We start from the raw sequence: 25,076 nt of genomic DNA, 5'->3' as shown, positions 1-25,076 counted from the left end.
GTTTCAGATGATATCAACTTATTCAAAATTGGCGGTGGAAATAGGTTGTTTTTTCGTTCGCAAGCGTGTACGGTTCCGGTGTAATTGTTCATTATCGGACAGTTGAGGTAATGGCTTAGTTACTAATTATTTGATTTGTAGAAGCTTGTAATCCAGGCATGAATATTTTGACTATTTAAGCTGAAGCATATCAGACATTATCACGAATTCTTTATAATGCTTTCGGCAATCGGCAGCCAGCTTTCAGATTAATGCCAGGAACAAAATTTTAGACGGTTGCTGATAGTCGACCGCAAAACTGTCTTACAAAATAATTCGTGATAAGGTCTATTGATATTCATTATTTGCTTTAAAAACTGGCCCTTCAAAGCTAACCAGGCTAATGCAATACAATCTTTTAATTAAACCGGATTTATACTTTACGAACAAAAAATTGTAGACCTTGACCATGATCGGAAGTTACTTCAAAACATCGGCACGCAGTTTAATGCGTAACAAACTCTTCTCGTCCATCAATATTGTCGGCCTTGCCATCAGTATGTCTGTCGGTTTATTGCTGATTTCGTTCGTGCTCGACCTGCATTCGTACGACAAGTTTCATAAAAATGGTGAAAGGATTTACCGGATCACCAGCGAAGCGACTTTCAAGGGAGAACAGGGCGGTAAGTTTGCATCGGCATCCATCAAGACAGGAAGGCTTATCCGGCAAAAAGTGACCGGCATTGAGGAAGTGGCTATTTTGCGTAATGACTTTTCGCAGGATGTGAAAGTTGGAGATAATGTTCTTCCGATCAAGGGCTTCTGGGCCGAACCGTCCCTGCTTAAAATATTTACCTTTCCAATGCTGGAAGGCAATCCGGAAACGGCATTGAAAGATCCTTATTCGGTTGTTCTCACAGAGACTGCGGCAAAAAAGCTGTTTGGCAATAAATCTGCACTCGGCAAGCCAATCAGATTTGACACCACGGATTACCAGGTGACGGGTATAATGAAAGACGTTCCCTTCTTTTCGCATATCAACTTCGAAGCACTGGTATCGTTATCTACGGCTGAACAGGCAGGTAAAAGTGATAAAAATTTTGGGGCATGGACAAATATGTATACAAACTCAGTGTACTTGCTACTGCCGGAAAATGCTGACATATCCTCAATCCAGTCGCAGCTTGACGCAATTGCAAAGCAGGAAAATCTCGCAGAAGAAAAAACCAGGATCCGGCTTGAACTTCTCCCTTTATATGACATTGTAGTCGGAGAAAGTCTCCGTTCCGGCTCCATGAGCGGCTCGGTAGGTCCCCACATGCCTCCGGTAGTGCTCTGGATACTTGCTGGCCTTGCAATTGTTGTAATTTTGTCAGCATGTTTCAACTATACCAATCTGTCGATTGCTCGTGCTATGCGCCGCTTCAAGGAGGTGGGACTTCGCAAAGCGATCGGTGCCCAGAAAAGTCAGATATGGCAACAGTTTCTGGCGGAAGCAATCATAATTTCCCTTGCGGCCCTTCTTTTGTCATTCTTCATATTTCTGGCATTACGGCCTCAGTTAATAAGCATGGCTCCCCAGATGCAGCGTACGGTGAAGCTTGATCTCACTCCATCTATGGTTGTAGTTTTTATCGTCTTTTCTGTCGCTGTTGGCGTAATTGCCGGCTTGATGCCCGCAGTATTCTTTTCCAAGGTCAGTGCAATCAATGCGCTAAGAAATGTGTCCGCTCCGGTGTACCGGTCGGTGAAAGGATTCAAACACGGAACACTCAGGCGTGTCCTGGTGGTGATTCAGTATACGGTCACACTGATTTTTATAACAACAACCGCCATTGGTTATGTACAGTATAAAAACATACTGGCGTTCGACCTGGGATTCAACACGGAAAATATTCTTAATATTAATATGCAGGGAAATAAACCCGATGCGCTTCTTAAAGAACTGAGCCAGATACCGGAAGTCACTGCACTATCCCGGTCGCTGATTGTTACCAGCGTTGGAAATGCCTGGGGTGGCCATATGAAATATAAAGATTCCAGAGATTCTGCGCTGGTGCTGACCAACCATGTCGATGAGAACTATTTATCTCTGCATGGGTATAAACTCATCGCAGGCGGAAATTTTATTACACGACCTACGACAAACGAGGCTGTCAGCGAGGTGATCGTTAACGAGCAGGTTTTAAAGCGATTCAATATAAGTGCCGATAATCCCGAGAAAGCAATCGGTAAGATGGTTACATTCAGTAGTTTTCGAATTAAAGCACGCAAGATGACCATTGTTGGCGTAATGAAAGACTTTCACTATGGAAAAGTCGACAACCTCATCGAACCTGTGGCATTCATGCCGTGGACACCTGGCGACGAGGCAGTCGTCAATGCCAAAATACAAAGCACCGATATGCTGGCCGCCAGAGCCAAGATCGAGTCCACATGGAAGAAGATCGATCGGGTGCATCCATTCAAAGCTGAATTTTATGAAGAAGCAATAGAAGATGCTTACAGCGAATTTTCAACCATGATCAAGATCATCGGCTTTCTGTCCTTTCTCACTATTTCTATCGCATCGATGGGGCTATTCGGAATGGTAGTGTTCACCACCGAGACAAGATTAAAAGAGATCGGCATCCGAAAAGTAATGGGCGCCAGCTCCAGAAGCCTGATATATTTATTGAGCCGCGGTTTTCTTTCATTACTCTCAATATCAGCACTTATCGCGCTGCCTGTGACTTACCTTTTCTTTGAAAACTTTGTGCTCACGAATTTCCCCTATCACACGCCTGTGCAAATCGCCGAGCTGTTTGTTGGCTTGCTGACGGTGTTAGTGATCGCATTTATTATGATCGGTTCGCAGACGATGAAGGCAGCGAGGAGTAACCCGGTAGACGTTTTGAAGAGTGAATAAGGAGCAAATTCTTCGCTCCCGGGCTCTTTTTTACAGTCTCGATTTCGTGTTCTGGTGGCAGAGCGTTGAGAATCCTCATAAATCATTAGAACTTTGTTGGAACAGACGTTTTTACTCACTCTTTAAACTCTTTACAGGATTCGTAAGTGCAGTTTTCAGGCTTTGCTTGCAAATTGTAATGAGCGTTAATATCAACAGTAAAACTGGCGGAATGATGAAAACAGAAAGCCCGGGCGTTATGTGAAATGCATAATTTTCCAACCAGGCATTGGATAAATAGTAAATAACCGGAATGGAGATAACCGATGCAATGCACACCATTTTTACAAAATCTTTGGAGATCAGGACAAGCAAACCGATCACAGAAGCTCCGAGTACTTTACGAACGCCGATTTCTTTTGTTCTGAGTTTAATGACAAAAGTGGAAAGTCCCAGTAAACCAAGGCAGGCAACGATAATGGCCAGAATGGAGAAGAGACCAAACATATTACTGAGGCGACCGTCTGTCCGATTTATCAATATCACTTAAAAACCAACTCAATATCCGCGTCGTTTTTTCAAAGACACCAGAGACCAAGTTTTAGGTATTAACCCCCTCCATTCAAATCTCCAACATGAGCAATGGCTTGACATCTGATTTTGGACGTACAATTTTATGCACTATGCCTATACAGTCTTTAATTGCCTGGGTTGTGTGAGCCTGATCACCAAAGTCGGCGTAGTTTGAGAGTTTGATTGTTTTTCGGATACTTCCATTTATAAATTGTATTTCGTAAAAGTTGTCCCCAAGGCGTTGTTTGCCTGACGGCTCATAGTACGTTGGGAGTTCCTGTAATAAATTCCAGGGTACACTTTTGAAAATTATATCTGATTCCACGGAATCCAGCATAAAGGGGACATCGCCAACATCGTGACGATTATGGTATTCGATCAAGCCTCTGCGCAAGGAAATACGATCGCCTTGATCCGAAGATGTCAAAACTATATCAAAGTTGTTTGCTCTGGTTATAGGCTCTTGCTCAGGTGTACATCCGCGAATCAGTAAAACTGTGATAATTAGTAAGGATATTTTCATGTATATATTATTTAAGTTACCAATATATAATAAACTTTAATAAGTTATAAGTCGTACAGAAATTTAATTCGGCTGTTTACCAAACACGCTGTTGCAAACGACTCCTGTACAATGATTTACACAAGAATTGATATGTGATAAATTGAATATTTTTTTTTAATATAATAAGTTGGAGTAGTAAGTAAACAGGCGGTATATTCTGCTTTTGAGTATTCAACAGAGGCCATGATACATGATGAATGATCTAAGAATAAGGATTGAAAAGAGAGCTCAGTCAATTGCGATTTTATTGATGCTGATTTGTATTTCAGCCCAGGTTTTGGCGCAAATTCCGAAGCGTATGGGACCCGGAGCGGCTGAGGACATAAAAAAAGCCTTCGTAGTTGTAGAAGCTAATTTGGATAGCCTGAAAGCCCACCGGAAATATATGTATGAGATGGGGTATAGTAACCCTGCTCTGCTGACGCAATACGATTTGTGGATGAAGAAGTATCCGAAAAATGTGAATATTCCATTGGCCATCGGTACAATTTATCACAATGCAGAAATGCCGCAGGCGAAGGATTTTTTGTTAAAAGCTGCTGCAATGGATCCAGAAAATGCGAAGGTATGGGCTATGCTTTCGGCAGATGCGAGCAGGTGGGGACAAGACGATTTGGCGGCTGAATATATAACAAAGGCAACGCTGGCAGACCCTTCGAATGCCGTGTATGCTTACGGTTTACTTGCAACTTTTGAAAATGGCGATCGGAATACTTTCGAGAAGAAAGTTTTTGATTTTGCACAGCAGTTCCCGGAAAATGACCTTGGAGGACAGGCTTTGTATTGGTTAGGCGAGCACAGTACCAACCTTCATGACAAGATTCGCTGTCTTGAAGCGCTCCGGGAATTGTATCCCCCGGAAAAATTCGCTAAAACAACATTCCGGCTGAGAGGATTGGCGGATGCCTATTTGCAAACAAATCCTGAAAAGGCCTTGCTGTTAATCAACGAGGTGGGTAACGATACCGACTGGACGTCCAGAAAAGAAGTGGCTGAATCATTAATTAGGGCTGACAAACTGGAACAGGAGCAAAACTACAAAGGTGCCATTATTGAACTTGATCGGATGAAACTTCCCGGGTTTAATTATATTGACGATTTTATCACCCTAAAAAAAGCGTCGTTGCAAGAAAGAGCAGGTGGCGCACGAGAGGCTTATGACGGCCTGTCTGTAAAGTTTGCGAAGCGGCCCAGTGACCCGCTTCACGATGCACTTGAATTGTATGGAAATAAAATAGGGAAGGATAAGGTGCATATTGTTGAAGATATCGAAAGGATAAGGAATAGCACAGCCACCGCTGCTTATCCGTTTGAATTGGGCCTCTATACCAGCAACGGAACATTAAGGTTGGATGAGCTGAAAGGCAAAGTCATTCTGCTTACGTTCTGGTTTCCGGGATGTGGTCCCTGCAAAGCTGAATTTCCGCATTTTCAGTCGGTGGTGGATTCGTTCAAGGGCGACAGTTTGGTATATCTTGGCATTAATGTGTTTCCGTCGCAAGACGGTTATGTGATTCCATTCATAAAAAACAATAAGTATTCGTTTATTCCATTGCGCGGTGACCCAACTTTTGCGAGCCAGAATTATGGTGTATATAGCCAGCCTACCAATTTTTTGATAGACAAAGACGGAAAGATTATTTTTAAAAACTTTCGTATTGACAACAGAAATCGCCGGACCCTGAAATTGATGATATCTTCCTTATTAGAAAAAGGACCGGAAAAATAAGTATAACGTACCATGAAAATCAGCGCATTATATTTTTTTATTACTTGTTTGTTGATCGTAAATTGTTCGTGGGGGCAAAGGAAGGATGCGGTTCCGGAACCGGTTCCTGGTACCATACTCTGGAAAATTTCAGGAGGTGACTGTCTCAAACCATCTTATATCGTGGGGACATTTCATCTGACGGAGGCCGACTGGCTGTTAAAATATCCTGAAATGAAGGAAGTGATTGACAGCACCGAGTTTATTCTGAACGAGGCTTATACTTCGAAACCTGCTTCACCGGCTAAAAAGGAAAAGCCGTTGAAAGCGCTGCCTTTGCTTGATAAAAGCCAGTTCAATTACCTGGATTCATTTTTTGTGGCAAGAGTAGGGGAAGGTATCCGGAACAATCCTGAGGCGGAGGCTATGACCATTGCCGAAATGGAAGCGGCGGTTGTCACAACATTAATTTCCGGAAGTAGCGGTGCGAACGGGATCACCAGGTTGATGGACAAAGATTTATTTGACCTTTACATAAAGCTTGGCAGGGAAGGCGACCGTTTGGACCGTGTGGCAACGACTGAATTCGACTCGTCGGAGATTGATCATGCAAAGCAATACCTTTTTCGCGCCATCAACCACATAAAAAACAGTGACAAGCCGGATTGGAATATATATCAGACAGAAGGGATCGAAGATGCGGTTTTAGATTACAAGCAAATGAAAATAAACTATCGGCTGGATGAGTATCCGGTGAAAGTGCAACAGTCTGACGACTTCGACTTTGTGCCGATAGAACAGCGAAATAAAAACTGGATGCCCAAAATGACGGATCAGCTATCCCGCAAGCCATGCCTGATAGCCGTTGGACTTGGCCACCTCTATTACAAGACCGGAATCATCATGTTATTGAGGTCGAAAGGTTACACGGTTGAACCGGTTTTACTCCGCAAACCCTAGTTCATTCGCTGTTTTTCGCTGGTTACTCATCCATCATAATTTTGGGCTAAAATCTACCAGAAGAATCTGATTGTATCTCAAATTGTTACAGCAGTATTTCTTCGTATCAGTTTCCTTCCTTACATTTTTTAAATAAGCAAGTAAGTCATTGGTGATAAGCTGCTTTTAAACAGTAATACCCAAATCTATCACATTAAACCAAGAAGCAATCATGCCAACTTACACCATCAATTTTCTCAACAATTCAAGCTCCCCCGGAAACTTTTGCATATTCCAACAAAATCCTAACAATCCAACCCCCGGCAGTTTTCCCCTGGCTTGGCTTGTGCAGTCTGCAAACCCACACGCCAAGGTGCCTATTTCGTGGAATACTGATTTTTATTTTTTTTGGGCCAAAACGGGTGAATTGAGGCCGGGGGGCATTTTTAATGCCGGCGAAGCTTTTCTGACCAGTCTGGCTGAAAACAATGCAATAACACTTACAAAACAGGACAATAATTACAAATTTATAGATCAAAAAAGTGGGTATCAGCAAGGTGTCCTGAGCGTTTCTACTGACACTACTACTGCTTTTAACCAGGCGAGTATAGGTATAGGCATGTCGGGTTCGGGCACGCTGGCGGTACAAGCTCAGCCCAATATGACTTTTTCGTTTTCTCCTATCCAGGGATATTGGATAACGTTTGGGGAGTTTAAGCAGGGCCAGGTACTAAATCAATCTGAAATACCTAATGCAGTGAAGATTGTTTTTCCACATGGCATTTTTTCAATGAATGCCACAATTAATGAGGATGGTACCTGGACTGTTACGCAGGGACTTGATTAACAGGCGTGACTGTAAACGAAATTTTTAGGTAATTGAAGTTTGGTCTGCAAATTGAGTTTGACTGCTGCATGCTTTCCGAGGTCAAATATAGCAAGTAGGAAACTGCCTGGTTCTTAACCTCGATTGAACAAGATTGACGTCGTCATGGCGAAATCGCAACTTTATACCACATCGCCCTGCAAAACAATTATTTGCAGGGCGAAATTCTTTATGAGATGGCGTAGCAGTCCAATAACACTTTCCAGGGATATTGATTGCCATTTGTTTGCTTTAAGTATAAATAAATCTTGAATGGTTAATAAATTTGTTTCCACCTTTTAAATCAATTACTTTGTAGAAGACAGTATTTTACGATGAAATCATTTAAGGACCCAAAGCTGGTTAAAGACGAGTCTTTGATTTGGAAAGCTTTCAAGTCAGGAGATGAGTCGGCTTTTGGTGAAATATATGAAACACATATACAAGGCCTGTTGAATTATGGAAATAAGATCAATTCTAATCGTCAACTGGTTCAGGATGCCATTCAGGATCTTTTTATCGAGCTATGGAATAGCCGGGAAAGGCTGAGTAATACAGATTCTGTCAAATTCTACCTCTTTCGTTCGTTGCGAAATAAGCTTAGTAAATTCTCGAAGGACATTTCGCATATCCCGCTGGACAACGCCTTCGAAACGTTGTCAGATCCTTCTGTTACCTTTCATTTTTTCGATGAAGAGATTGAATCGGAGCGTATTGAACGGCTGCAAAAAGCTATTTTGAAATTGTCCAGACGCCAGCAGGAAGCAATAAACCTTCGGTATTTTCACAATTTTAGTAACGAAGAAATAGCCGAAATGATGAGCCTCAACTATCAATCAGCCTGCAAACTCATTTACGGTGGTCTTAAATTTCTAAAAGAAAATATAAAATTATTTATAATTATCTTTCTCATTTTCAGTTGATTCAGAATTTTTGTGATTTTTTATCAAAAAAAATGGATTAAAAACGGTCGGTTTCTCCATTAGGTGTTAAATGAAACATTTAGCCCATGAAAGAAGACCGCTCCCTATACCAACTCAATGATTTTATAGCAGATGATTCTTTCAAAGAATGGGTCCTGAGGAAAAGTACCTCTGCTTTTTGGGATAATTATTTAGCGCAATATCCCTCGCAACAACCGGTAGTCTCGGATGCAAAAAAACTGATATTGTCGTTGAAGGCTTCTCAGCAAAGTGAGGAAGACGATCGGGTCGTTGAGGAAATCTGGAAAAACATTAAGAAGGGAACCGTCAAGAAATCCAGGATTGTAGTTTTAAGGCCTGTATTTTTTAGAGTTGCCGCCGCAATTGCTGTGTTTGCAATTTGTTTTATCGGTTACCAGCTTTCTGAAAAACGGAACACCATGTTCAGATGGGCTGGCGATATAGCCGGCTTGTCGAATATGACCAAGGAAATCAACACGTCAGGAAAATCGAAGAACTTGGTGTTATCAGATGGCAGCGTTGTCGTTTTGGAAAATAACAGCAGCCTCAAATACAGTCAGGATTTTAACTTGAAAACCAGAACGGTCTATCTGCAGGGAAAAGCCTTTTTTGATGTCGCTAAGAATGCTGAAAAACCTTTCATAATCTATTCCAATGGGCTGGTCACCAAGGTTCTTGGGACGAGTTTTACGATAACTGCCAACGAGGATGATAAGGATGTGACGGTGTCGGTAGTTACGGGGAAAGTAGCGGTGTTACTACAAGATCAATTTGAAACCATACCTGAAAAACACAGCTCCGTACTTTCAGGCCTTTTGCTAACGCCAAATCAAAAAGCTGTTTACTCCCGGAGGAATGCACATTTGGCCAAGACGCTGGTTGATAATCCTGTTTTGGTAGACAAGGCTTCGAAGACGCGTGATTTTACTTTTGAAAATACGCCTGTTAATGAGGTGTTTGAGGTATTGTCCAAAGCTTATGGTATCAATCTGGTTTATGATAAAACAATTTTTGAAAACTGTTCGCTGATCGTTGGGCTGGAAGATGAAGGTCTTTATGATAAGCTTCGCGTGATTTGTAAAACGCTCAATGCAACCTATAAAGTGATGGGAAGCGAAATTCTGATCGAAGGCAAAGGATGTAAATAATATAATACCAGTGTAAAAAAAAGTCGGAAATGCTCGCAACATTTCCGACCAATAATGCCCTTTTCTTCTCCCTCGCAAGGATAGGAAAGGTGTAGTTCGTCAATCGTTTCTTAATTAATTAACAAAACCAGTTCAAATTTATGGAAAAATATCGACAATTTTTCTCTTCCCTATTGACAGTTATGAAAATCACTGTACCGCCGTTGTTTGTTGTCTTGCTTACCTTTGGCCTGAGTCTGGCCAAGGATGGGTATAGTCAGGATTTACTGAAAAGGCGACTGAGTATTGATGTAACCAACCAGGAATTCAGGGATGTGCTTTCGAAGATCGAAAAAAGAGTGGACGTCAAATTTAGTTTTGTTCCGCAGCTGATATCGGCGCACGAAAGAGTCTCGGTGTCAGCAGAAAGTGAGACGCTTGCCAGTGTATTGAACGAAGTGTTGTCCCCACTCAAAATCAGCTATGAAATATCCGGTAAATACATCGTGCTTAAAAAGAATGCAGTGAGTATTATCACACCATTGGCTATTCCGCGACCCATGATAGAGGGAAGTACAATTCGTGGAAAAGTGACTGATGTGAAAGGCGATCTTCTGATCGGAACCACGGTTTTTCTGAATCAAACCAGAAACCAGATCGTGGATCAGGATGGCATGTTTACTTTCAATAATGTTGTTGATGGCAAACATACCATTCAGTTTACAAGTGTAGGATTTAAAAGTCTTAAAAGGGAAATTGAAATAAGAGGTGGTGATGTGAAGCTGGACATTGTGTTACTGGAAGATAATTTACAACTCGATCAGGTAGTGGTAACGTCAGGCGGCTCACCCAAGAAAAAGATAGAGTCAAGTGTTGCCATTACCACGATCAGTGCTAAACAGTTGACCCAGAGGCCTCCCTTAAACAGTACCGATATGCTTAAAGCTATTCCTGGTCTTTCGGTGGAAAGCAGTGGGGGAGATGGCCCTGGCAGTGTCCGGGTGCGAGGTTTACCGGGCGGAGGTTATGTGTTTATGGGTGTCATGGAAGATGGCTTGCCTGTACTTCCGACGGGATTCAGTACCAGTCCATCTGCTGATCAGTATTATAAGGTTGATTTAACCGTAAAAAATGTGGAAGCGGTCCGGGGAGGAAACGCAGCAATAATTTTGGCAAATACACCTGGTGCGCTGATCAACGTTTTGTCTCATACTGGTGGCGATAAGTTTGGAGGGAAGGTGAAGTATACGCGGGGTCTCTCTCAAAATGCAAACCGGTTTGACCTTAACATAGGAGGCCCTTTAAGCTCAAAAGTCAAATTTAATGTTGGCGGATTTTACAGGGCTGATGATGGTATTCGTCCACCGTCTTACCGCGCCAATGAGGGTGGGCAGGTAAAAATGAATCTTACTTACCAGTTTAAGCCCAACAGCTACATCCGCTTTTATGGCAAATATCTGAATGATAAAACGACGTGGCTTGTGCCGTCTTATTATAGCTATGATGGTTCGGGGCAGGGCAAGGCATTGCCTGGATTTGATCCTCTGACACAAATTCTGGCAACAAGAGATACGAAAGTGGAATTAACAAGCCCAGACGGACAAAAACGCAGGTACGATTTTGCCGATGGTGTTCACCTTAAATCGATCTCGGCAGGTGCTGAATTTAAGCATACTACCAAAAGTGAATGGAGCTTTAAAAACAACCTGCGGTATCAGAGTACGAATGGCGGTTTTGTAGGAGCTACGGTAACGGCTTCGTCTGCCTACAAAAGTTCGGTAAAATATTACTATCCTGGGGGCCAGGAACTTGCCAGTCCAACTGGCTTTTACACCGGTCAAAACTTTGCAGGTACCACCACCAGTGACAAGCAATTTGTGGATATTCTGGATGTAAGCAAACAGATCGGACGGCATTCATTGTCTTTTGGCGGCGCATTTCATTCCTATGACGTAAAGACTTTTTCGCTGGGAGCGACATTCTATACAGAAATTAAGGATAAGCCACGGACGCTACTTATCGGCGCCAATACAGGTAATGGTTACAGCGGTGTAAACATTGCTACATTTCGTGACGGTCTGACGACGATTTCTTCTGTGAGTGCTGCTGATGAAGTCAATTTCGGAAAATTAACAGCTGATCTGGGTTTGAGAGTCGACAGGTTTCATGTGAAGGGAAAACGACTTCAAAATGTAGCTCCTTTTACAAATTACACGTCGTTTGACGAAAACAATACCTACATGACCGGGTCGTTGGGGCTGAATTATAAAGTTAACGATCAGCATGCATTATTTGCAAGAGCCACCAGAACTTACAGTGCGTTGAACATTGGAGATTATTCAAATTTTAATTTCAATGCGGCAAATGTTAAAGACAGAGGCGTATTTATGGCAGAAGGGGGCTATAAGGTAAATACCACCAAGTTTGCCTTATTCAGTTCGCTGATCTATGCAAGGCTGACCAATATTGCGTCAACCATGGCAATACCCAACACGACCGCAGGATTTATAAACATCGCGACGTTTGCATCCAGCCGTAATTTAAGCGCGGAGATCGAAGCGACTTATACGCCATCCAAAGAATTGAATTTCAGACTTACTACTACATTCCAGAACAGCAAATACACCAAGTATGAGGTAACTGCACCGGATAATGCCCGCGAGGATCTGGCTGGAAAACCATACATATGGTCGGGAAATTATGCTGAACGCGTACCGAATTACATTATGGAGCTGTCGGCCAGCTATACTTACAAAATTTTCGATGCGTTCGTCAGTTTCCGACAGATTGGGAAACGGTATACTTCACCAAGCAACGTATACCGTTTGGGGGGGTATAATGAGATTTCGGCCGGACTTGACTGCAAAATTACAAAGGCGATCGGTTTGAGAGTTTGGGCTGATAACCTGGCAAACAGCCGTGGCCTCACCGAAGGGAACATTCGGGGAGATCAGTTCCTGGCAAACGGCACTTTTGAAAATGGCTCTTTGCAGATAGGCCGTGTTATTTTGCCGAGAAGCTTCTGGACCGCCCTGACTATTTCATTCTGATCTCTTCTTTCAACGTGACTCCAGCCAGTCAAAAATTTGGTGACTGGTTGGAGTCACTACTCCTGATATCTCACTGCTTTTTATGAAATATATAAAATTTGCGTTCGCAATTGCCGGACTGTTGTTCTCCAATTTGAGCGACGGCAAAAATCTTGAAAGTGTAGTTCCTGTAAAACGGCCAAAGTTGGTGGTCGGTATCGTAGTCGATCAAATGCGCTATGATTATCTATACAGATTTTACGACAAATATTCCGAAAGAGGTTTTAAAAGGATTCTCAATCAGGGCTTTAATTGCCGTAATCATCATTATCATTACGCGCTTACTGTCACAGCTGCTGGCCACGCCTCCGTATATACCGGATCGGCACCATCGGTACACGGAATAGTTGGCAATGACTGGTTTGATACACATATGAATAAAAGAATGTACTGTGTCGGAGATACCAGCGTTGAAACGGTTGGAAGTTCAAACCCCGTTGCAGGCAAAATGTCGCCCAAAAACATGCTTGTCAGTACGATTACCGATCAATTGCGTTTAGCAACTAATTTTCGTTCAAAAGTTATTGGTATTGCGTTGAAAGATCGCGGGGCTATACTTCCCGCTGGTCACACCGCGAATGGAGCCTATTGGTTTGATAGCAAAACAGGGAACTGGATTACCAGCAGCTTTTATACAAAAGAATTACCTGAATGGGTAGCTGGCTATAACGCCAGGAAGCGTCCTGCTCAGCTCATTTTGGAGGGGTGGAAAACGCTTTTACCCTTGATGGAATATACAGAAAGTACCTCTGACGACCAACCCTACGAAGCAAAATTTCCACCCGCTAAAAAATCAGTTTTTCCGTATGACCTTGCCGGTACGGCCGGTGACGCCTTTGGAATTCTCTCATCAACACCGCATGGAAATACCCTTACAAAGGAAATGGCACTAGAGGCGTTGGAAAAGGAAAATCTGGGAATGGGAGCTGCGACTGACTTCCTGGCTGTGAGTTTTTCGTCACCGGACTATGTCGGTCACGGTTTTGGGCCCAATTCTGTGGAAGCTGAAGATATTTATTTACGGCTCGATAAGGATATCGAAGAAATGTTAAGTAAGCTTGATAAAAAACTTGGTAAGGGTAATTATCTGTTTTTTCTAACGGCTGATCACGGTATTATGGATGTCGCTGATTTTTGGAAAGAGCATAAATTACCTGCCGGTCGGATCAATTATATGCAAATGAATACGGACGTAAAAGCGGCCTTGAAAAGTAAGTTCGGGGAAGGCGATTTTATCACCGCGAGCGAAAATTTTCAGTTTTATCTTAATCACAAATTGATTGACGAAAAAGGAATTACGACATACGCCGTCTTTGAGGTAATACGTAAAACGCTGCTTGGCTTTGAAGGGGTTGCTAATGTTTTAAATCTTAATGAATTATACAAATCGGAGCTGAATGAGTATCAGACAACCTTGTACAAAAACAATTATCATATAAAAAGAAGCGGAGATATTCAAATTGTTGTCGAGCCAGGTTGGATGGCAGGGCCCATTGCTGCAAATCACGGTTCACCTTATAACAACGATACGCATGTACCGCTTTTGTTTTATGGATGGGGAGTAAAACCAGGAGAAACATTCCAAAGAACTTCAGTTGCCGATACAGCACCAACAATCGCTGCTTTGCTGAGTATTCTGGAACCAAATGGAAATATAGGAAAGGTCATTGAAGAAGTGATGGGTAGGTGAGAGAATGTAATAATTAGGGTTGCAATTATTTTCACCCAGATCAGGAGCGTGAAGCTGACATGTATGTCCTTCTTGTTCCTGATCTGGGTGACGTTTTTTGCCACAATCAAAGAAGGCAGTGTAGATTTTAAATGTGTTCAGTGCCATGTATAAAAGTTATTTTTTATTAGCTTGCCTTAAAATTACATATCTAATACCGGATCTTTAAAATCGAGATCGGTACTTTGTAATTGTACTGCCATTGAATACATTAGAAATCACGATTTCAAATAATTTATACATTCACAGCACTAATTAATTGGGCTTCGGATATTATTGTGTCCGATGCCAGGTAAGGAACATTTTATGGGCAGAGTTTATCTTCGGTACATTTTTCTACAATGTATCTCATTATTGATGGTATCAGGGCTTGCATCGGCACAAAACAATTATTCGGAAAGCCACTATACAGATGAAAACGGACTTCCTCAAAATAGTATAAAAGCAATTGTTGCCGATAATTTGGGATATATCTGGCTCGCAACCGAAGACGGTCTTGTTCGCTATGATGGAAACGAGTTTTATATCTTTAATAACACAAACATTGATGTTGTTAATAATCGTTTTGAGTTCATCTTACCGTCGATTGTTAATTTGGGACTTTATTCGGAGTCGCAAAGTTCCCCCGTGAAAAAACTAAATATTACAAAGGATGATATTTTTGCCGTTACCGGTAGTGGAGAACTGATAAGGATAAAAAGTGGGAATGCTGTTCGGGAACAGTCGTTTAGCTATCAAAAAGTAACAAAAACGCTAGGTTTGGATGGAGATAAGACCTTTGTTGGAACTGGAACTCCGAGTCCGATCAGTTCATATGAATATCCTCATAAATATATTTTACCCGGAGAAACCGCCACAGAATCGTATTATATCATCGATAACGCAAAGATTCGTTTTTTTGCAGAAGGAAAAATGCAGTTTGAAACGCCATCCAAGAAAACACTTTGGAATTTTTTTAAAATGGGGGCGGGGTTGTATTACTTTGAAGCAAATCGTATCATTCATAAAATGGAACATAATAAAAGCACTGTGCAGATCTTTTGTGGAGATATATTAAAGGATAAAAATTATTCTACAAAAGTGCCTATGCAAGTTCATTGGAATGGATTTGCAAACCAGTGTTTCATTCTCTTAGGTAAAAATTTATATTTGATAGAAGCGCAAACCGGTGATAAAATCTTTACAACGTTAATCATCGAAAATTTTGATCACAACGTTGTGCATAAAATGTATTTTGATAAAAATAGTCAGAAACTTATGACGGGAAGCGTTACTGAAGGATTATTTGTTTTGAGTAGGCACTCGTTTCGGACGTTAAGTTCGCAAGTAAAACAAGCGGATAATAATTTTTATGCTCAAATTCCTTTTTCGGAAAACTCGGTGCTAACGCCAAAAGGTCAGGAAATAGGAATAGAGCCGACTACTCAGAAATCTTTTTTTAGGTTGAATACATATCTCGCCAAAATTAATCATTCGGATCAGCGAAGTGGAATCAGAGATTATGCAGGTTTTCTTTGGATTAAAATGGGCTTTTTTTTGAATAAGCTGGATAAAGCAGCATCAAGAACCATTAGGAGATGGGAATTCAAGGAAGAAGTAAAACATGTTTATCAAGGCATGGATGGGGATATTTGGGTTGGAACAAATACAACCGGGTTATATAGTTTAGATACTAATGACCCGAACGCTAAGCCAAAACATTTTATAAAAGGGGTAAAAGTTACGTATATCCAATCCCAGACCAAGGATAAGTTACTGGTGGGGACGACAAGTGGATTGTATGTCTTAAATATAGCGAAAAGGACTTATCACTTAGTTCAGCAAACAAGGGGGATATTTATAAAAAGCATCGCAGTATCTGATACCAATCAAATTTGGCTGGCGACCGCAATAAGCGGTTTGCTTCACTACAATGGTCTAAACAAAGTAGTTACTTTTCCTTTGGACAAGTATGGTTATCTGAGCAGCGCCCACTGTGTCATTGACGATGGATACGGTTTCCTGTGGCTACCCACTAATAAAGGGCTTTTTCAAATGTCGATCCAGGATTTATTATTTTATGTCAGGGAATCTGACGTGAAAGATAAATTACCCAAAGAGATGTTTTATATGTATCATGCCAAGAGCGACGGATTCAACACGAATGAATTCAATGGCGGATGCCAGGCCTGTGGACTTAAAATGGAGAATGGGTATATCTCTTTTCCTTCAATTAATGGACTGGTTTGGTTCAAGCCAGAAAATGTTATTGTGGATCTTCCAGATAAAAATCTTAATATCGATCGGTATGAAACACAAGGTCATGTTAAATTTATAAAAACAGATACTGTTCACCTGCCTCTTGACCCCAGGCAAGTTAGATTTCATGTGTCCACACCATATTACGGTAAAAGAAACAATCTGTATATTTCATATGCTATCTCCACCAAGCAGAATTCAACCATTGATAACTGGATTCCGCTAGATCCTTTTAATCATGAAATAAGTTTTTCGCAGCTGAATTCAGGAACCCATTTTCTGACGATTCGCAAAATGAATGGCTTCGGAATTAATAACTACACAATTAAGCAAGTCGTTATTATTGTTCCTGAACATTGGTACGAGAGCCTGTGGGTGAAGTTTTTAACAGGTTGTGTGATTGCCATAGGTATATATTTTTATATCCGGTTCAGGACAAACAGCCTTATTGCGGAAAATCAACAATTGGAAGAAAAGGTATTGTCGAGGACTGCCAATTTGCAGGACGCACTTCTTACCATACAAAGCTCAGAAAAAGAACTGAGCAGGCAAATTCATATCCAGTCACGTCTTGTGGCTTCGATAAGCCATGATGTAAGAACCCCGGTAAAATATTTTGCAATGTGTGCAGATCGTATCGTGACCCTTATAAATAGACGGGAATACGATGAGGCAAATGAGATGATCATGAACATTGGCAACTCTGCAAATCATGTTCACCAGTTGTTGGAGAATATGATCACTTTAAGTAAGTCGCGGTTTCAGGGAGAGCACCTTAAATTTCAGAATATTGAGCTATGTAAGGTTGTTGAACAAAAATGCGCGATGTTTGAGCCCATTGCGAAGCAACGATCAAATAAACTTTTTAACGAAGTCAGTACCGGCATTTCTGTAACTACCAGCTTTCAAATGCTGGGAATTATTATTCAGAATCTTTTGGATAATGCCATCAAATTTAACAGCAACGGCATCATCCGAATTTACACAATAAGTTATGCTGACAGTATTCATCTGGTTATTGAGGATAACGGTCCGGGTTTGCCATCCAATTTAGTCGACTGGGTAAATGAGGATTGGGGAAATCCTGACGCCGGCGGCAATATCCCGGCGTCACAGGAGTATAGAGGGCTTGGCCTACTGATCGTAAAAGAAATATCTAAAGTGCTTAAAATAAAGGTGTTTGTGGAAAACGGTAAAGTGACAAAGTTTTCTTTGATTTTTGACTCCGTTAACATGTAACGTACCAATAAAAGATATTTGATTTCGACGGCTGTGTATGGATCAAGTATTTGTTTCAGCCATTCAGCTATCTAACTTCATTTTTTTAAAGAGATCAATGGTGTTAGTAACATTCATTTTTTCAAAAATACGTGCCTTGTGTGAGCTCACCGTAGTTTTTTTTAGATTAAGCTCCCGAGCGATCAGATTGCTTGATTTGCCTTCAAGAAGCAGATTTAAAACTTCTGTTTCCCGGGGCGAAAGAATCATACTTTCAAATGCTTTCACAGGACCAGACTTTTGAAAAAAGCTTTCAGCGAGCCTTTGCTGCACTTCATAGGTCATATATTTTTTATCTTTCATTACTGTTGAGATTGCAAGACCAATCTCTTCTATAGGGGCATTTTTTGAAAGATATCCGCTTGCCCCGGCGCTCAGAAAATTTAACGCGTGATGCTCTTCTTCTTGCGAGGTAAAAACCAAAATTCTTACGGCAGGCTGAATCTTGCGTAAAATAGCGATCATTCCATAAGATTCGCCCCCTGGCAGATTAACATCTAAGATGATCAGATCGAATTGTAGTCCGTCACGCATCCTTGCCAGGCCGGCTGGAAATGATTTTTCCTTAACAATGGCAACATTTGCGATATGCTCTTTTAATAGAGAGGCCAGCATGGATGACACAATATCATGGTCTTCCAGTACTAATACTTGTGATGTTAAATTCATATTCTATGGAGGGTTGTAATAATTACTGTTTAATTCAAAAAAATACTAAAAAATCTATACCAAATTAGTTTAAAAATGTAGACAATGAAATTTCACTTTGTAGTAAAAGTACGATTAACAACATGGATTAGTTCTTACGAAATTATTTGGCAAGTACTTACATTTGTATATCAACAATATGTCATTTTGTGGCCTAAATACTCATCAGAATAACGATTCGTAGCATTTTGAAATAATTTCCAATCTCGTAATACTACCCGAGATATAAAGAAAATTCGATAACTGAGAAGTCGCAATGCCTCAATTGTTATGAGAGAGATTTCGATCGCCAAACGCGCGCACTAATATTTATAAACACCAACTAAAGCAATAAACGGTCATTGTATCATTTACGCCCTGAGGGCTCAAAATTGCCCGCACATCTATTACACACACCAAACCTTATGTATTTACTAATTTGATTTTTATGAAACCAGACAACTATTTATGAAACCAGGTTCCGTGGCGATCTTCGCTGTCGGTTTGTCGAAAACTTCTCTCGTTGGTATAGGGGTATAAGCTCAATTATGATCAGACGGCTACAATTTGTGGGGTAAGTTTTTGAGTAAAATTGATGATCGCTTACTGGCAGGAAACTTAGCAATTATTGTTGCAATTAGCATCACCTATTGAAATGTGAGATTTTGATCAGTAAATTAAACAATACGTAATTTGTACTTTACAACACACCATATGAATCGGACAATATTGTTGATGAAAAACAGTTTTATGCGGATCGGCATAAAAATCGCGCTGGATAAATTTATATCAAACCCGGATATTGTCGAGGTGAACAGCTGGAGAGACGTCAGAGAAAATTTGGGGCAGGCTGTCAAAATCCTGATTGCTGATATGGAACTGACTACCCGTGACGATATCCAACAATTTAATAAATTTCGACGGGAATATCCGGGACTGAAAGTCTTATTTTTTGGAGAAGAAAATGATCAGCAAATGTCTGTTGAACTTCTAAAAAAGGGCGCGGATTATATTTGTCTTAAATCCGTAAGTATATCCGAGTTTGAATCCGTGTGTAAGAGAGTCCTCCTTGGACAGAAATATATTCCTGAAAGTATTAGCGATTTTCTATTGACTGATTTAAGGCGCCGCAGTGTGATAAAATCACTTTCGCCGAGAGAAACGCAGGTTTCATTTTTACTCCTGAGAGGAATGCGGACAGCGGAGATCAGCAAAGTGCTAAGTCTGGCTCCATCCACGGTCAGTACGATCAAATTCAATTTATATAAAAAGATGGAGGTCGATAATGTAATAGATTTATTGGCAAAAGTTTCCTGATTTAAAAGTCTTTTTATACTTGATTTGGGTTTCGTATATATACTAGGGTTAGTTATTTGAGAAGTTGTTTTAAGATTTTTCTGACGAAGTCCACAATTGAGCCTGGAAAACAAAATTTACCTTTTACAGGATGTTGAAAAGTTACTCTCTATCCGTCGTAAGACGGCAATTAATCAAACAAAATCATGAATGTAATTATTATTGAAGATCACCCCTTAGTTAGGTTTGCGCTTAAACATATGATTCACGAAGGATTTCCCAAGGCTGTGGTTCAAATGGCCGATACGTTTCCAGCGGGATTAAATTTATTGGCGACTGCAAAATCAGATATTCTTATACTGGATATTGAAGTGCCCGGTGGAGAAAATATCAGAATGATCGATATGATCCGTAAAAAACAACCCAATATCGTAATTCTAATACACTCAGGGCACGATGAGGAAGTTTATGCCTTACCATATCTTCAGGCGGGCGCGGACGGATATATTTCTAAAACTGCTTCGAGCGAAGAATTCCAGATTGCATTCAGGGCCATTGCAGACCAGGGGAAATATGTTAGTTACAATATTCAGCAAAGTCTGCTCAGGAATATAGGAAGTAAATCAAACAAAAACCTGAAAAATGCGGTAACTACGCTATCTCCGCGTGAAATGCGCGTCATGGAGCTGCTGGTTGAAGGTAAATGGACAAAGGAAATTTCCATTATCCTCAACCTTAAAGAAAACACAATAAGTACTTACAAAAGAAGAATTTTCGACAAGTTGAAAGTTGCTGACCAGATTGAATTGGCAAAAAAGGTCTCTTTGATAAGAGGTTACTGAGGTAAAAGAGGTCCGCTGCCCAGCAATTTGAAAAATATTTTGTAGAAGAAAAGGAGAAGGCAGGATATGTTTCAAATGTTTTAGCTTGACAGAAACCTGTTTTTAGCACCTCCCGATATTTTGTTATTTGTAAACGTCTGATTCAGGAGAGAATAGGCCTGAGTGACATGGCTGGCTTGTTTTTTAGGTTTCTTGTTGTTAGTGAGAATAACAAAATCCTAAAAATGACATTTGTCCATACCCTTCGACTCAAATATATACGCGGATGAGTGTAGTATTTATAGTTGAGATGAAAATGGCCTTTAAAATCGATTGTCGATAAATTTCTAATTTAAAGTACACCGGTCTCTATAAAAATTATTATTCCAACATTTCAACTTTACAGCCGTCTTAGGACTTTCATTCATACACTATTAAAAATCGTTTATATGTTTCTTTCACGCTCTTTTAAGGGTTTAGCCCCGGAAAAAATTAATCCGGAAACTTCGGATATTCGCCAAACTTATGGCTCCATATCGCGGCAGGATAAGGTATTTTGGCAAACAAGTTCAAAGTTCTACCACCCATTCGCAGGTACCTGGGATGGGTACGTTTATAAATATTTTCGACGGATTTGTCTCTATTCAAGCATAATTAAAGGCATTTGATTCAGATCTCTATATCGTTGTCGATATATTTCTACAACAGGCCGGAGGCACATCTATAAGCTTTGCTGTTTTTATTTCCAAATTTTGATATAGGAACTATTGAGGCATAGATATCTCTGATGTGACAATACGTGTGTAGTTAATATTTGTCTATATTATTTTAACCCGACTCCAAAAATTATGAGAAAAAAGATAAACGTTTAGACCCTCACGGCAATGATGATTTAACCTGTAATCATATTTTGTTTTGACTAGTCTGGTGGTTATTGCCAGCCGATAATGCGGGCATACCCGAAGGTTTTTGATAATTCTGGCTCTTCCCAAAGGGAATGAGCAGGGGACTCGTTTTGCCTGACAATTTACATCTGGTTGGTTCATTTTATCCGATATCAAACTTATTATTCACCAATTTTTACCTCATTTTAATGAAAAACAAACATTTAAAATCCAAAACATTTCGCTCGCTGCCACTCGTGGCGGTAATTTTATTAAGCATAAGCCAAGTTTTTGCGCAGGTGAAGGTGGGGGATAATCCTACGACGATTGCCGCCGGGTCCGCACTCGAAATTGAAAGCGGAACAAAAGGTTTAAGATTGCCACAAGTTTCGTTGACAAGTACGATTGTGTTTGCACCAATCGCTGGCAGCGGAACAGCAACCACCTCGCCAGGTATGCAGGTCCATAATACAAACGCTGGCATTACAGCAGGTAATGGAACAAATGGTAAACTGTACCCTGCCGCAGGAATTGGAGTGTATTACTGGGATGGATTTGGTTGGGTAAGTCAAAACCCACAAACTTTCAAAGGTTATCGTGTGGTCTGGGCTGGTAAGTCGCCTGGCCCTGTTTACTATTATAACAATGGTCCGGAAGATCAAATTGCTGCTACTGAAACTTTTGACTCTTACAATGCGGGATCTGGCGGTACCTACACAGCCCCTGTATCTGGATATTACACAAGCACTCAATCTTTCACAAATGGATTTTGGAATGGCGGGGGATATAGTGGTTCATTTACTTCGTACATTAATGTAACTCCTGTTGGTGGCACGATAGAGCAGAGAAGTCAATTCAATTACGGAGGCCCAACAGGATATCAGATTCCATTTAGCCATGCATTGACAGTCTATTTAAATGCAGGAGACAAAATCACCTACAGTGTTATACCGTGCCTGGGTTGCACAGCTGGTCTTTGGTACAATGTTCAAAATATCGTACAAACGATCAGCTTGTTTGAACAATAAAAACATTGTAAAAGCACACTAAAAAAGTTAGATCAAAGATGCCGCTTACCATGCTATAACACCGATTTGCAGTCGGTGTTGAATGGAGCTCCGACGCAACGCGATTTTAACAATTAACGTTGCAGCGCCCTCAAAACGCGATTTTAAAACACCCAAAACATTAAAACAATGAACATAAAATATACAATTTTTAAAGCGATTTATTCCGGGCTATTCGCAGGAGGGATACTTTTAGCAACTTCCTCTGTCTTTGCGCAGGTGAAAATCGGTACGAACCCTACAACGATTGACGCGAATAATAACCTGGAAGTGGAAAGTTCTATGGCCGGGAACAAGGTTTCCGTTCATAAAACCACAGGTAAAGTTACAATCGCTGATGGCTCGCAGGGCGATGGCAAGGTGCTAACGTCAGATGCGAACGGAGTGGCAACCTGGGCAAATGCTCCGGTGCCCGATTCACCTGTCCAGCTTTCCGCCTATTTCGGCAGTTTTTACAATCCGACAACGGCTACGGTCGTAAAGTTGAATTTCACTTCAGTACGATTTGACAAAAGCACCAGCCTAAATTTGGCAACTGACGAAGTTGTAATTCCGAAAACCGGTTATTATCAGGTCAGTGGGGCAATTACATCCTATTGGCAACCTACTGAGCAGGGGATTTACGTGCAGGCTTATGTAAATAACTTACCGCAAAACATTGTCATACAGGGGAATTCGCCAGCTTATGTTGGTACGTCAGCGAGTGGTGGCGCGCTGTTAAAATTAAACATGGGCGATGTGCTTGACTTCCGTTTTTCCGGCTCAATGGTCACCTCTGGGCCCGGGGGCGAGCTTACTATGAGCTACATTTCGCAATAGGCTGGGTAACACCAATTTGCTACCTGTGGTACAACTAACAAGGCGTTTGCAACATGATTCTAAACCATCCAAAAATAGTAAAGAAATGAACATAAAAAATACGGTGTCAAAAGCAATTTATCCCGCGCTTTTTATAGGGACAATACTTTTCACAACTTCCTCTGTCTTTGCGCAGGTAAAAATCGGCACGAATCCTACGACGATTGACGCAAATAATAACCTGGAAGTGGAAAGTTCTACGACAGGAAATAAAGTCTTTATCAAGAAAACGGGCAAAGTAACGATTGCTGATGGTTCGCAGGGTACAGCGAAAATTCTTACATCCGATCTTAATGGCGAGGCAACCTGGCAGACATTGAGCACGCTGAAAGTCCCGACAACGGTGTTTTTAGGTGAACAAGCAAGTGGAAACGAGTTACTGCAACATTCTAATGGTGGAGGTATTGCATCGCGTCATACCCTTGTTCCAGGTGCGGGTTACACAGGCTATGATGTAACAGAGCGCGCATATATAGTGCCCGAAGCGGGAGTCTACAATGTAGAAGTAGGCGCTCGATGTGGTCTTGTAAATACATACATGATTTTGGCTGTTCAGGGGACACTTGGTATTTCTACGGACTACACCACGAGTACAGGGAGCAGCGTAGCGCGGGTAATGACCCAGACTGCCAAGTACGCTGCCGGTGATAAGATTTACGGATTTCTTTACTCGTCGACCAACACAAACGCGTATTGCTGGAATGCTTACCTGAGGGTGACAAGAATTCCAGATTGACAAATATTATACCCGGGATAACATCAATTCACAATCGGTAAAGGCCTGGGTAACTTGATCACGACTAAGTTTTTACCACATTTCAATAACAACCAAAACTAATCAACAATGAATAAAACAGCTACATGCTCAAAGACGATTTATGCGGCGCTATTTGCAGGCGCCATGCTCTTAGCCACTTCTTCTGCTTTTGCGCAGGTGAAAATTGGTACGAACCCGACGGTGATTGGAACAAATAACAATCTGGAAGTGGAAGCGATTAATAACAAGAAGGTTATCGTAAATAAGGCGGATGGAACCGTTGTGATTGAAAACACTCCGACGGGCGCGACCACGGATAAGTATTTATCCATTGATGCTGCCGGCAATGTGAGAGCGTTGACACCACCCACATCTGAAATTTCGAAAATTCACATCGGAAGTGTACTTTCTCAGGTTGACATTGGAATCTGTCCTGCTGGTCCAATAACTGTTGGAGGATACTTTACAGGTGCAACCTGCTATTCTTATTATAGTGGTGTTTATGGAAAGACTATCCTAACAATGACCTTTCCTGATTTGGGAACTACCAATTATCAAGTTTTTACTTCAAGCAATTATAGTGGGACTGCACCTGACTGGGCAAATGACATATTACTCCCATTGGTTTATAATAAAACGTCAAATTCATTTAGTCTCTTTTTGGAAAAATCAAATGGTAGTACTACGGGGGGGATTGTCTTCTCTTGCCTGATTGTCCTGAATTAACCATTTAATAACAAGATAATAAGGCTTACATCAGTATATGAGCAACAACATAAAGACTG

General features: G+C 41.1%; 18 protein-coding genes. 15 read left to right on the top strand and 3 right to left on the bottom strand.

Features of this window, described 5'->3' with window-relative positions; translation table 11 throughout:
- Nucleotides 1-448: 448 nt before the first annotated feature.
- Entirely contained in the window at nt 449-2,887 is a 2,439-nt protein-coding gene (locus M1L62_RS08865; RefSeq protein WP_254412679.1) for an ABC transporter permease, read from the top strand.
- A 111-nt stretch (nt 2,888-2,998) separates the two neighbouring features.
- On the opposite strand, the gene M1L62_RS08860 is transcribed toward M1L62_RS08865, so the two are convergent.
- Entirely contained in the window at nt 2,999-3,373 is a 375-nt protein-coding gene (locus M1L62_RS08860; RefSeq protein ID WP_254412678.1) for an ABC transporter permease, read from the bottom strand.
- A gap of 115 nt (nt 3,374-3,488) precedes the next feature.
- A complete protein-coding gene (locus M1L62_RS08855; RefSeq protein ID WP_254412677.1) occupies nt 3,489-3,962 on the bottom strand; it encodes a hypothetical protein in 474 nt (157 codons plus the stop codon).
- 232 nt (nt 3,963-4,194) lie between these two features.
- On the opposite strand from M1L62_RS08855, the gene M1L62_RS08850 reads away from it, so the two are divergent.
- The 8 genes from M1L62_RS08850 to M1L62_RS08815 all read left to right on the top strand — a co-directional run bounded on the left by M1L62_RS08850 (nt 4,195) and on the right by M1L62_RS08815 (nt 17,882).
- Nucleotides 4,195-5,733 carry a redoxin domain-containing protein gene (locus M1L62_RS08850; protein WP_254412676.1) on the top strand — a complete coding sequence of 513 codons (1,539 nt, stop codon included), beginning with the start codon at nt 4,195-4,197 and terminating at the stop codon, nt 5,731-5,733.
- 12 nt (nt 5,734-5,745) lie between these two features.
- Nucleotides 5,746-6,672, top strand: coding sequence for a TraB/GumN family protein (locus tag M1L62_RS08845; RefSeq protein WP_254412675.1), 927 nt, complete (start codon nt 5,746-5,748; stop codon nt 6,670-6,672).
- Nucleotides 6,673-6,883: 211 nt separating this feature from the next.
- A complete protein-coding gene (locus M1L62_RS08840; protein ID WP_254412674.1) occupies nt 6,884-7,498 on the top strand; it encodes a RhiA family protein in 615 nt (204 codons plus the stop codon).
- A 353-nt stretch (nt 7,499-7,851) separates the two neighbouring features.
- Nucleotides 7,852-8,439, top strand: coding sequence for an RNA polymerase sigma factor (locus tag M1L62_RS08835; protein ID WP_254412673.1), 588 nt, complete (start codon nt 7,852-7,854; stop codon nt 8,437-8,439).
- Between the two features lie 86 nt (nt 8,440-8,525).
- Nucleotides 8,526-9,608, top strand: a complete 1,083-nt coding sequence (locus tag M1L62_RS08830; protein ID WP_254412672.1) for a FecR family protein — start codon at nt 8,526-8,528, stop codon at nt 9,606-9,608.
- A gap of 182 nt (nt 9,609-9,790) precedes the next feature.
- Nucleotides 9,791-12,637: a TonB-dependent receptor domain-containing protein gene (locus M1L62_RS08825; RefSeq protein WP_254412671.1), complete on the top strand. Its 2,847-nt coding sequence runs from the start codon at nt 9,791-9,793 to the stop codon at nt 12,635-12,637.
- An 82-nt stretch (nt 12,638-12,719) separates the two neighbouring features.
- A complete protein-coding gene (gene pafA, locus M1L62_RS08820; protein WP_254412670.1) occupies nt 12,720-14,366 on the top strand; it encodes an alkaline phosphatase PafA in 1,647 nt (548 codons plus the stop codon).
- A 396-nt stretch (nt 14,367-14,762) separates the two neighbouring features.
- Nucleotides 14,763-17,882: a sensor histidine kinase gene (locus tag M1L62_RS08815; RefSeq protein ID WP_254412669.1), complete on the top strand. Its 3,120-nt coding sequence runs from the start codon at nt 14,763-14,765 to the stop codon at nt 17,880-17,882.
- Between the two features lie 63 nt (nt 17,883-17,945).
- Here M1L62_RS08815 and M1L62_RS08810 read toward each other — a convergent pair whose 3' ends face one another.
- Nucleotides 17,946-18,590, bottom strand: coding sequence for a LuxR C-terminal-related transcriptional regulator (locus tag M1L62_RS08810; RefSeq protein ID WP_254412668.1), 645 nt, complete (start codon nt 18,588-18,590; stop codon nt 17,946-17,948).
- A gap of 732 nt (nt 18,591-19,322) precedes the next feature.
- Between M1L62_RS08810 and M1L62_RS08805 the strand changes: the two genes are divergently transcribed.
- From M1L62_RS08805 to M1L62_RS08780, 6 genes are all read left to right on the top strand, one after another.
- Nucleotides 19,323-19,925, top strand: coding sequence for a LuxR C-terminal-related transcriptional regulator (locus tag M1L62_RS08805; RefSeq protein ID WP_254412667.1), 603 nt, complete (start codon nt 19,323-19,325; stop codon nt 19,923-19,925).
- Between the two features lie 185 nt (nt 19,926-20,110).
- Entirely contained in the window at nt 20,111-20,746 is a 636-nt protein-coding gene (locus M1L62_RS08800; protein WP_254412666.1) for a response regulator transcription factor, read from the top strand.
- A gap of 1,072 nt (nt 20,747-21,818) precedes the next feature.
- Nucleotides 21,819-22,637 carry a phage tail-like protein gene (locus M1L62_RS08795; RefSeq protein WP_254412665.1) on the top strand — a complete coding sequence of 273 codons (819 nt, stop codon included), beginning with the start codon at nt 21,819-21,821 and terminating at the stop codon, nt 22,635-22,637.
- Nucleotides 22,638-22,805: 168 nt separating this feature from the next.
- Complete coding sequence (locus M1L62_RS08790) at nt 22,806-23,495, top strand: hypothetical protein (protein ID WP_254412664.1); 690 nt, start codon at nt 22,806-22,808, stop codon at nt 23,493-23,495.
- A gap of 85 nt (nt 23,496-23,580) precedes the next feature.
- On the top strand, nt 23,581-24,270 hold the full coding sequence (locus M1L62_RS08785) for a hypothetical protein (RefSeq protein WP_254412663.1): 690 nt from the start codon (nt 23,581-23,583) through the stop codon (nt 24,268-24,270).
- Between the two features lie 108 nt (nt 24,271-24,378).
- Nucleotides 24,379-25,017 carry a hypothetical protein gene (locus M1L62_RS08780; protein WP_254412662.1) on the top strand — a complete coding sequence of 213 codons (639 nt, stop codon included), beginning with the start codon at nt 24,379-24,381 and terminating at the stop codon, nt 25,015-25,017.
- Nucleotides 25,018-25,076 lie beyond the last annotated feature (59 nt).

The sequence above is a fragment of the Dyadobacter diqingensis genome (genome assembly GCF_024220585.1).
Lineage (GTDB): Bacteria > Bacteroidota > Bacteroidia > Cytophagales > Spirosomataceae > Dyadobacter > Dyadobacter diqingensis.
This window is presented reverse-complemented; position numbering and strand designations above follow the sequence as displayed.

Excerpts from the sequence above, each read along its gene's own strand:
- M1L62_RS08865 (WP_254412679.1), top strand. The coding sequence starts at position 449 with ATGATCGGAAGTTACTTCAAAACATCGGCACGCAGTTTAATGCGTAAC.
- M1L62_RS08860 (WP_254412678.1), bottom strand. The coding sequence starts at position 3,373 with ATGTTTGGTCTCTTCTCCATTCTGGCCATTATCGTTGCCTGCCTTGGT.
- M1L62_RS08855 (WP_254412677.1), bottom strand. The coding sequence starts at position 3,962 with ATGAAAATATCCTTACTAATTATCACAGTTTTACTGATTCGCGGATGT.
- M1L62_RS08850 (WP_254412676.1), top strand. The coding sequence starts at position 4,195 with ATGATGAATGATCTAAGAATAAGGATTGAAAAGAGAGCTCAGTCAATT.
- M1L62_RS08845 (WP_254412675.1), top strand. The coding sequence starts at position 5,746 with ATGAAAATCAGCGCATTATATTTTTTTATTACTTGTTTGTTGATCGTA.
- M1L62_RS08840 (WP_254412674.1), top strand. The coding sequence starts at position 6,884 with ATGCCAACTTACACCATCAATTTTCTCAACAATTCAAGCTCCCCCGGA.
- M1L62_RS08835 (WP_254412673.1), top strand. The coding sequence starts at position 7,852 with ATGAAATCATTTAAGGACCCAAAGCTGGTTAAAGACGAGTCTTTGATT.
- M1L62_RS08830 (WP_254412672.1), top strand. The coding sequence starts at position 8,526 with ATGAAAGAAGACCGCTCCCTATACCAACTCAATGATTTTATAGCAGAT.
- M1L62_RS08825 (WP_254412671.1), top strand. The coding sequence starts at position 9,791 with ATGAAAATCACTGTACCGCCGTTGTTTGTTGTCTTGCTTACCTTTGGC.
- pafA (WP_254412670.1), top strand. The coding sequence starts at position 12,720 with ATGAAATATATAAAATTTGCGTTCGCAATTGCCGGACTGTTGTTCTCC.
- M1L62_RS08815 (WP_254412669.1), top strand. The coding sequence starts at position 14,763 with ATGGTATCAGGGCTTGCATCGGCACAAAACAATTATTCGGAAAGCCAC.
- M1L62_RS08810 (WP_254412668.1), bottom strand. The coding sequence starts at position 18,590 with ATGAATTTAACATCACAAGTATTAGTACTGGAAGACCATGATATTGTG.
- M1L62_RS08805 (WP_254412667.1), top strand. The coding sequence starts at position 19,323 with ATGAATCGGACAATATTGTTGATGAAAAACAGTTTTATGCGGATCGGC.
- M1L62_RS08800 (WP_254412666.1), top strand. The coding sequence starts at position 20,111 with ATGAATGTAATTATTATTGAAGATCACCCCTTAGTTAGGTTTGCGCTT.
- M1L62_RS08795 (WP_254412665.1), top strand. The coding sequence starts at position 21,819 with ATGAAAAACAAACATTTAAAATCCAAAACATTTCGCTCGCTGCCACTC.
- M1L62_RS08790 (WP_254412664.1), top strand. The coding sequence starts at position 22,806 with ATGAACATAAAATATACAATTTTTAAAGCGATTTATTCCGGGCTATTC.
- M1L62_RS08785 (WP_254412663.1), top strand. The coding sequence starts at position 23,581 with ATGAACATAAAAAATACGGTGTCAAAAGCAATTTATCCCGCGCTTTTT.
- M1L62_RS08780 (WP_254412662.1), top strand. The coding sequence starts at position 24,379 with ATGAATAAAACAGCTACATGCTCAAAGACGATTTATGCGGCGCTATTT.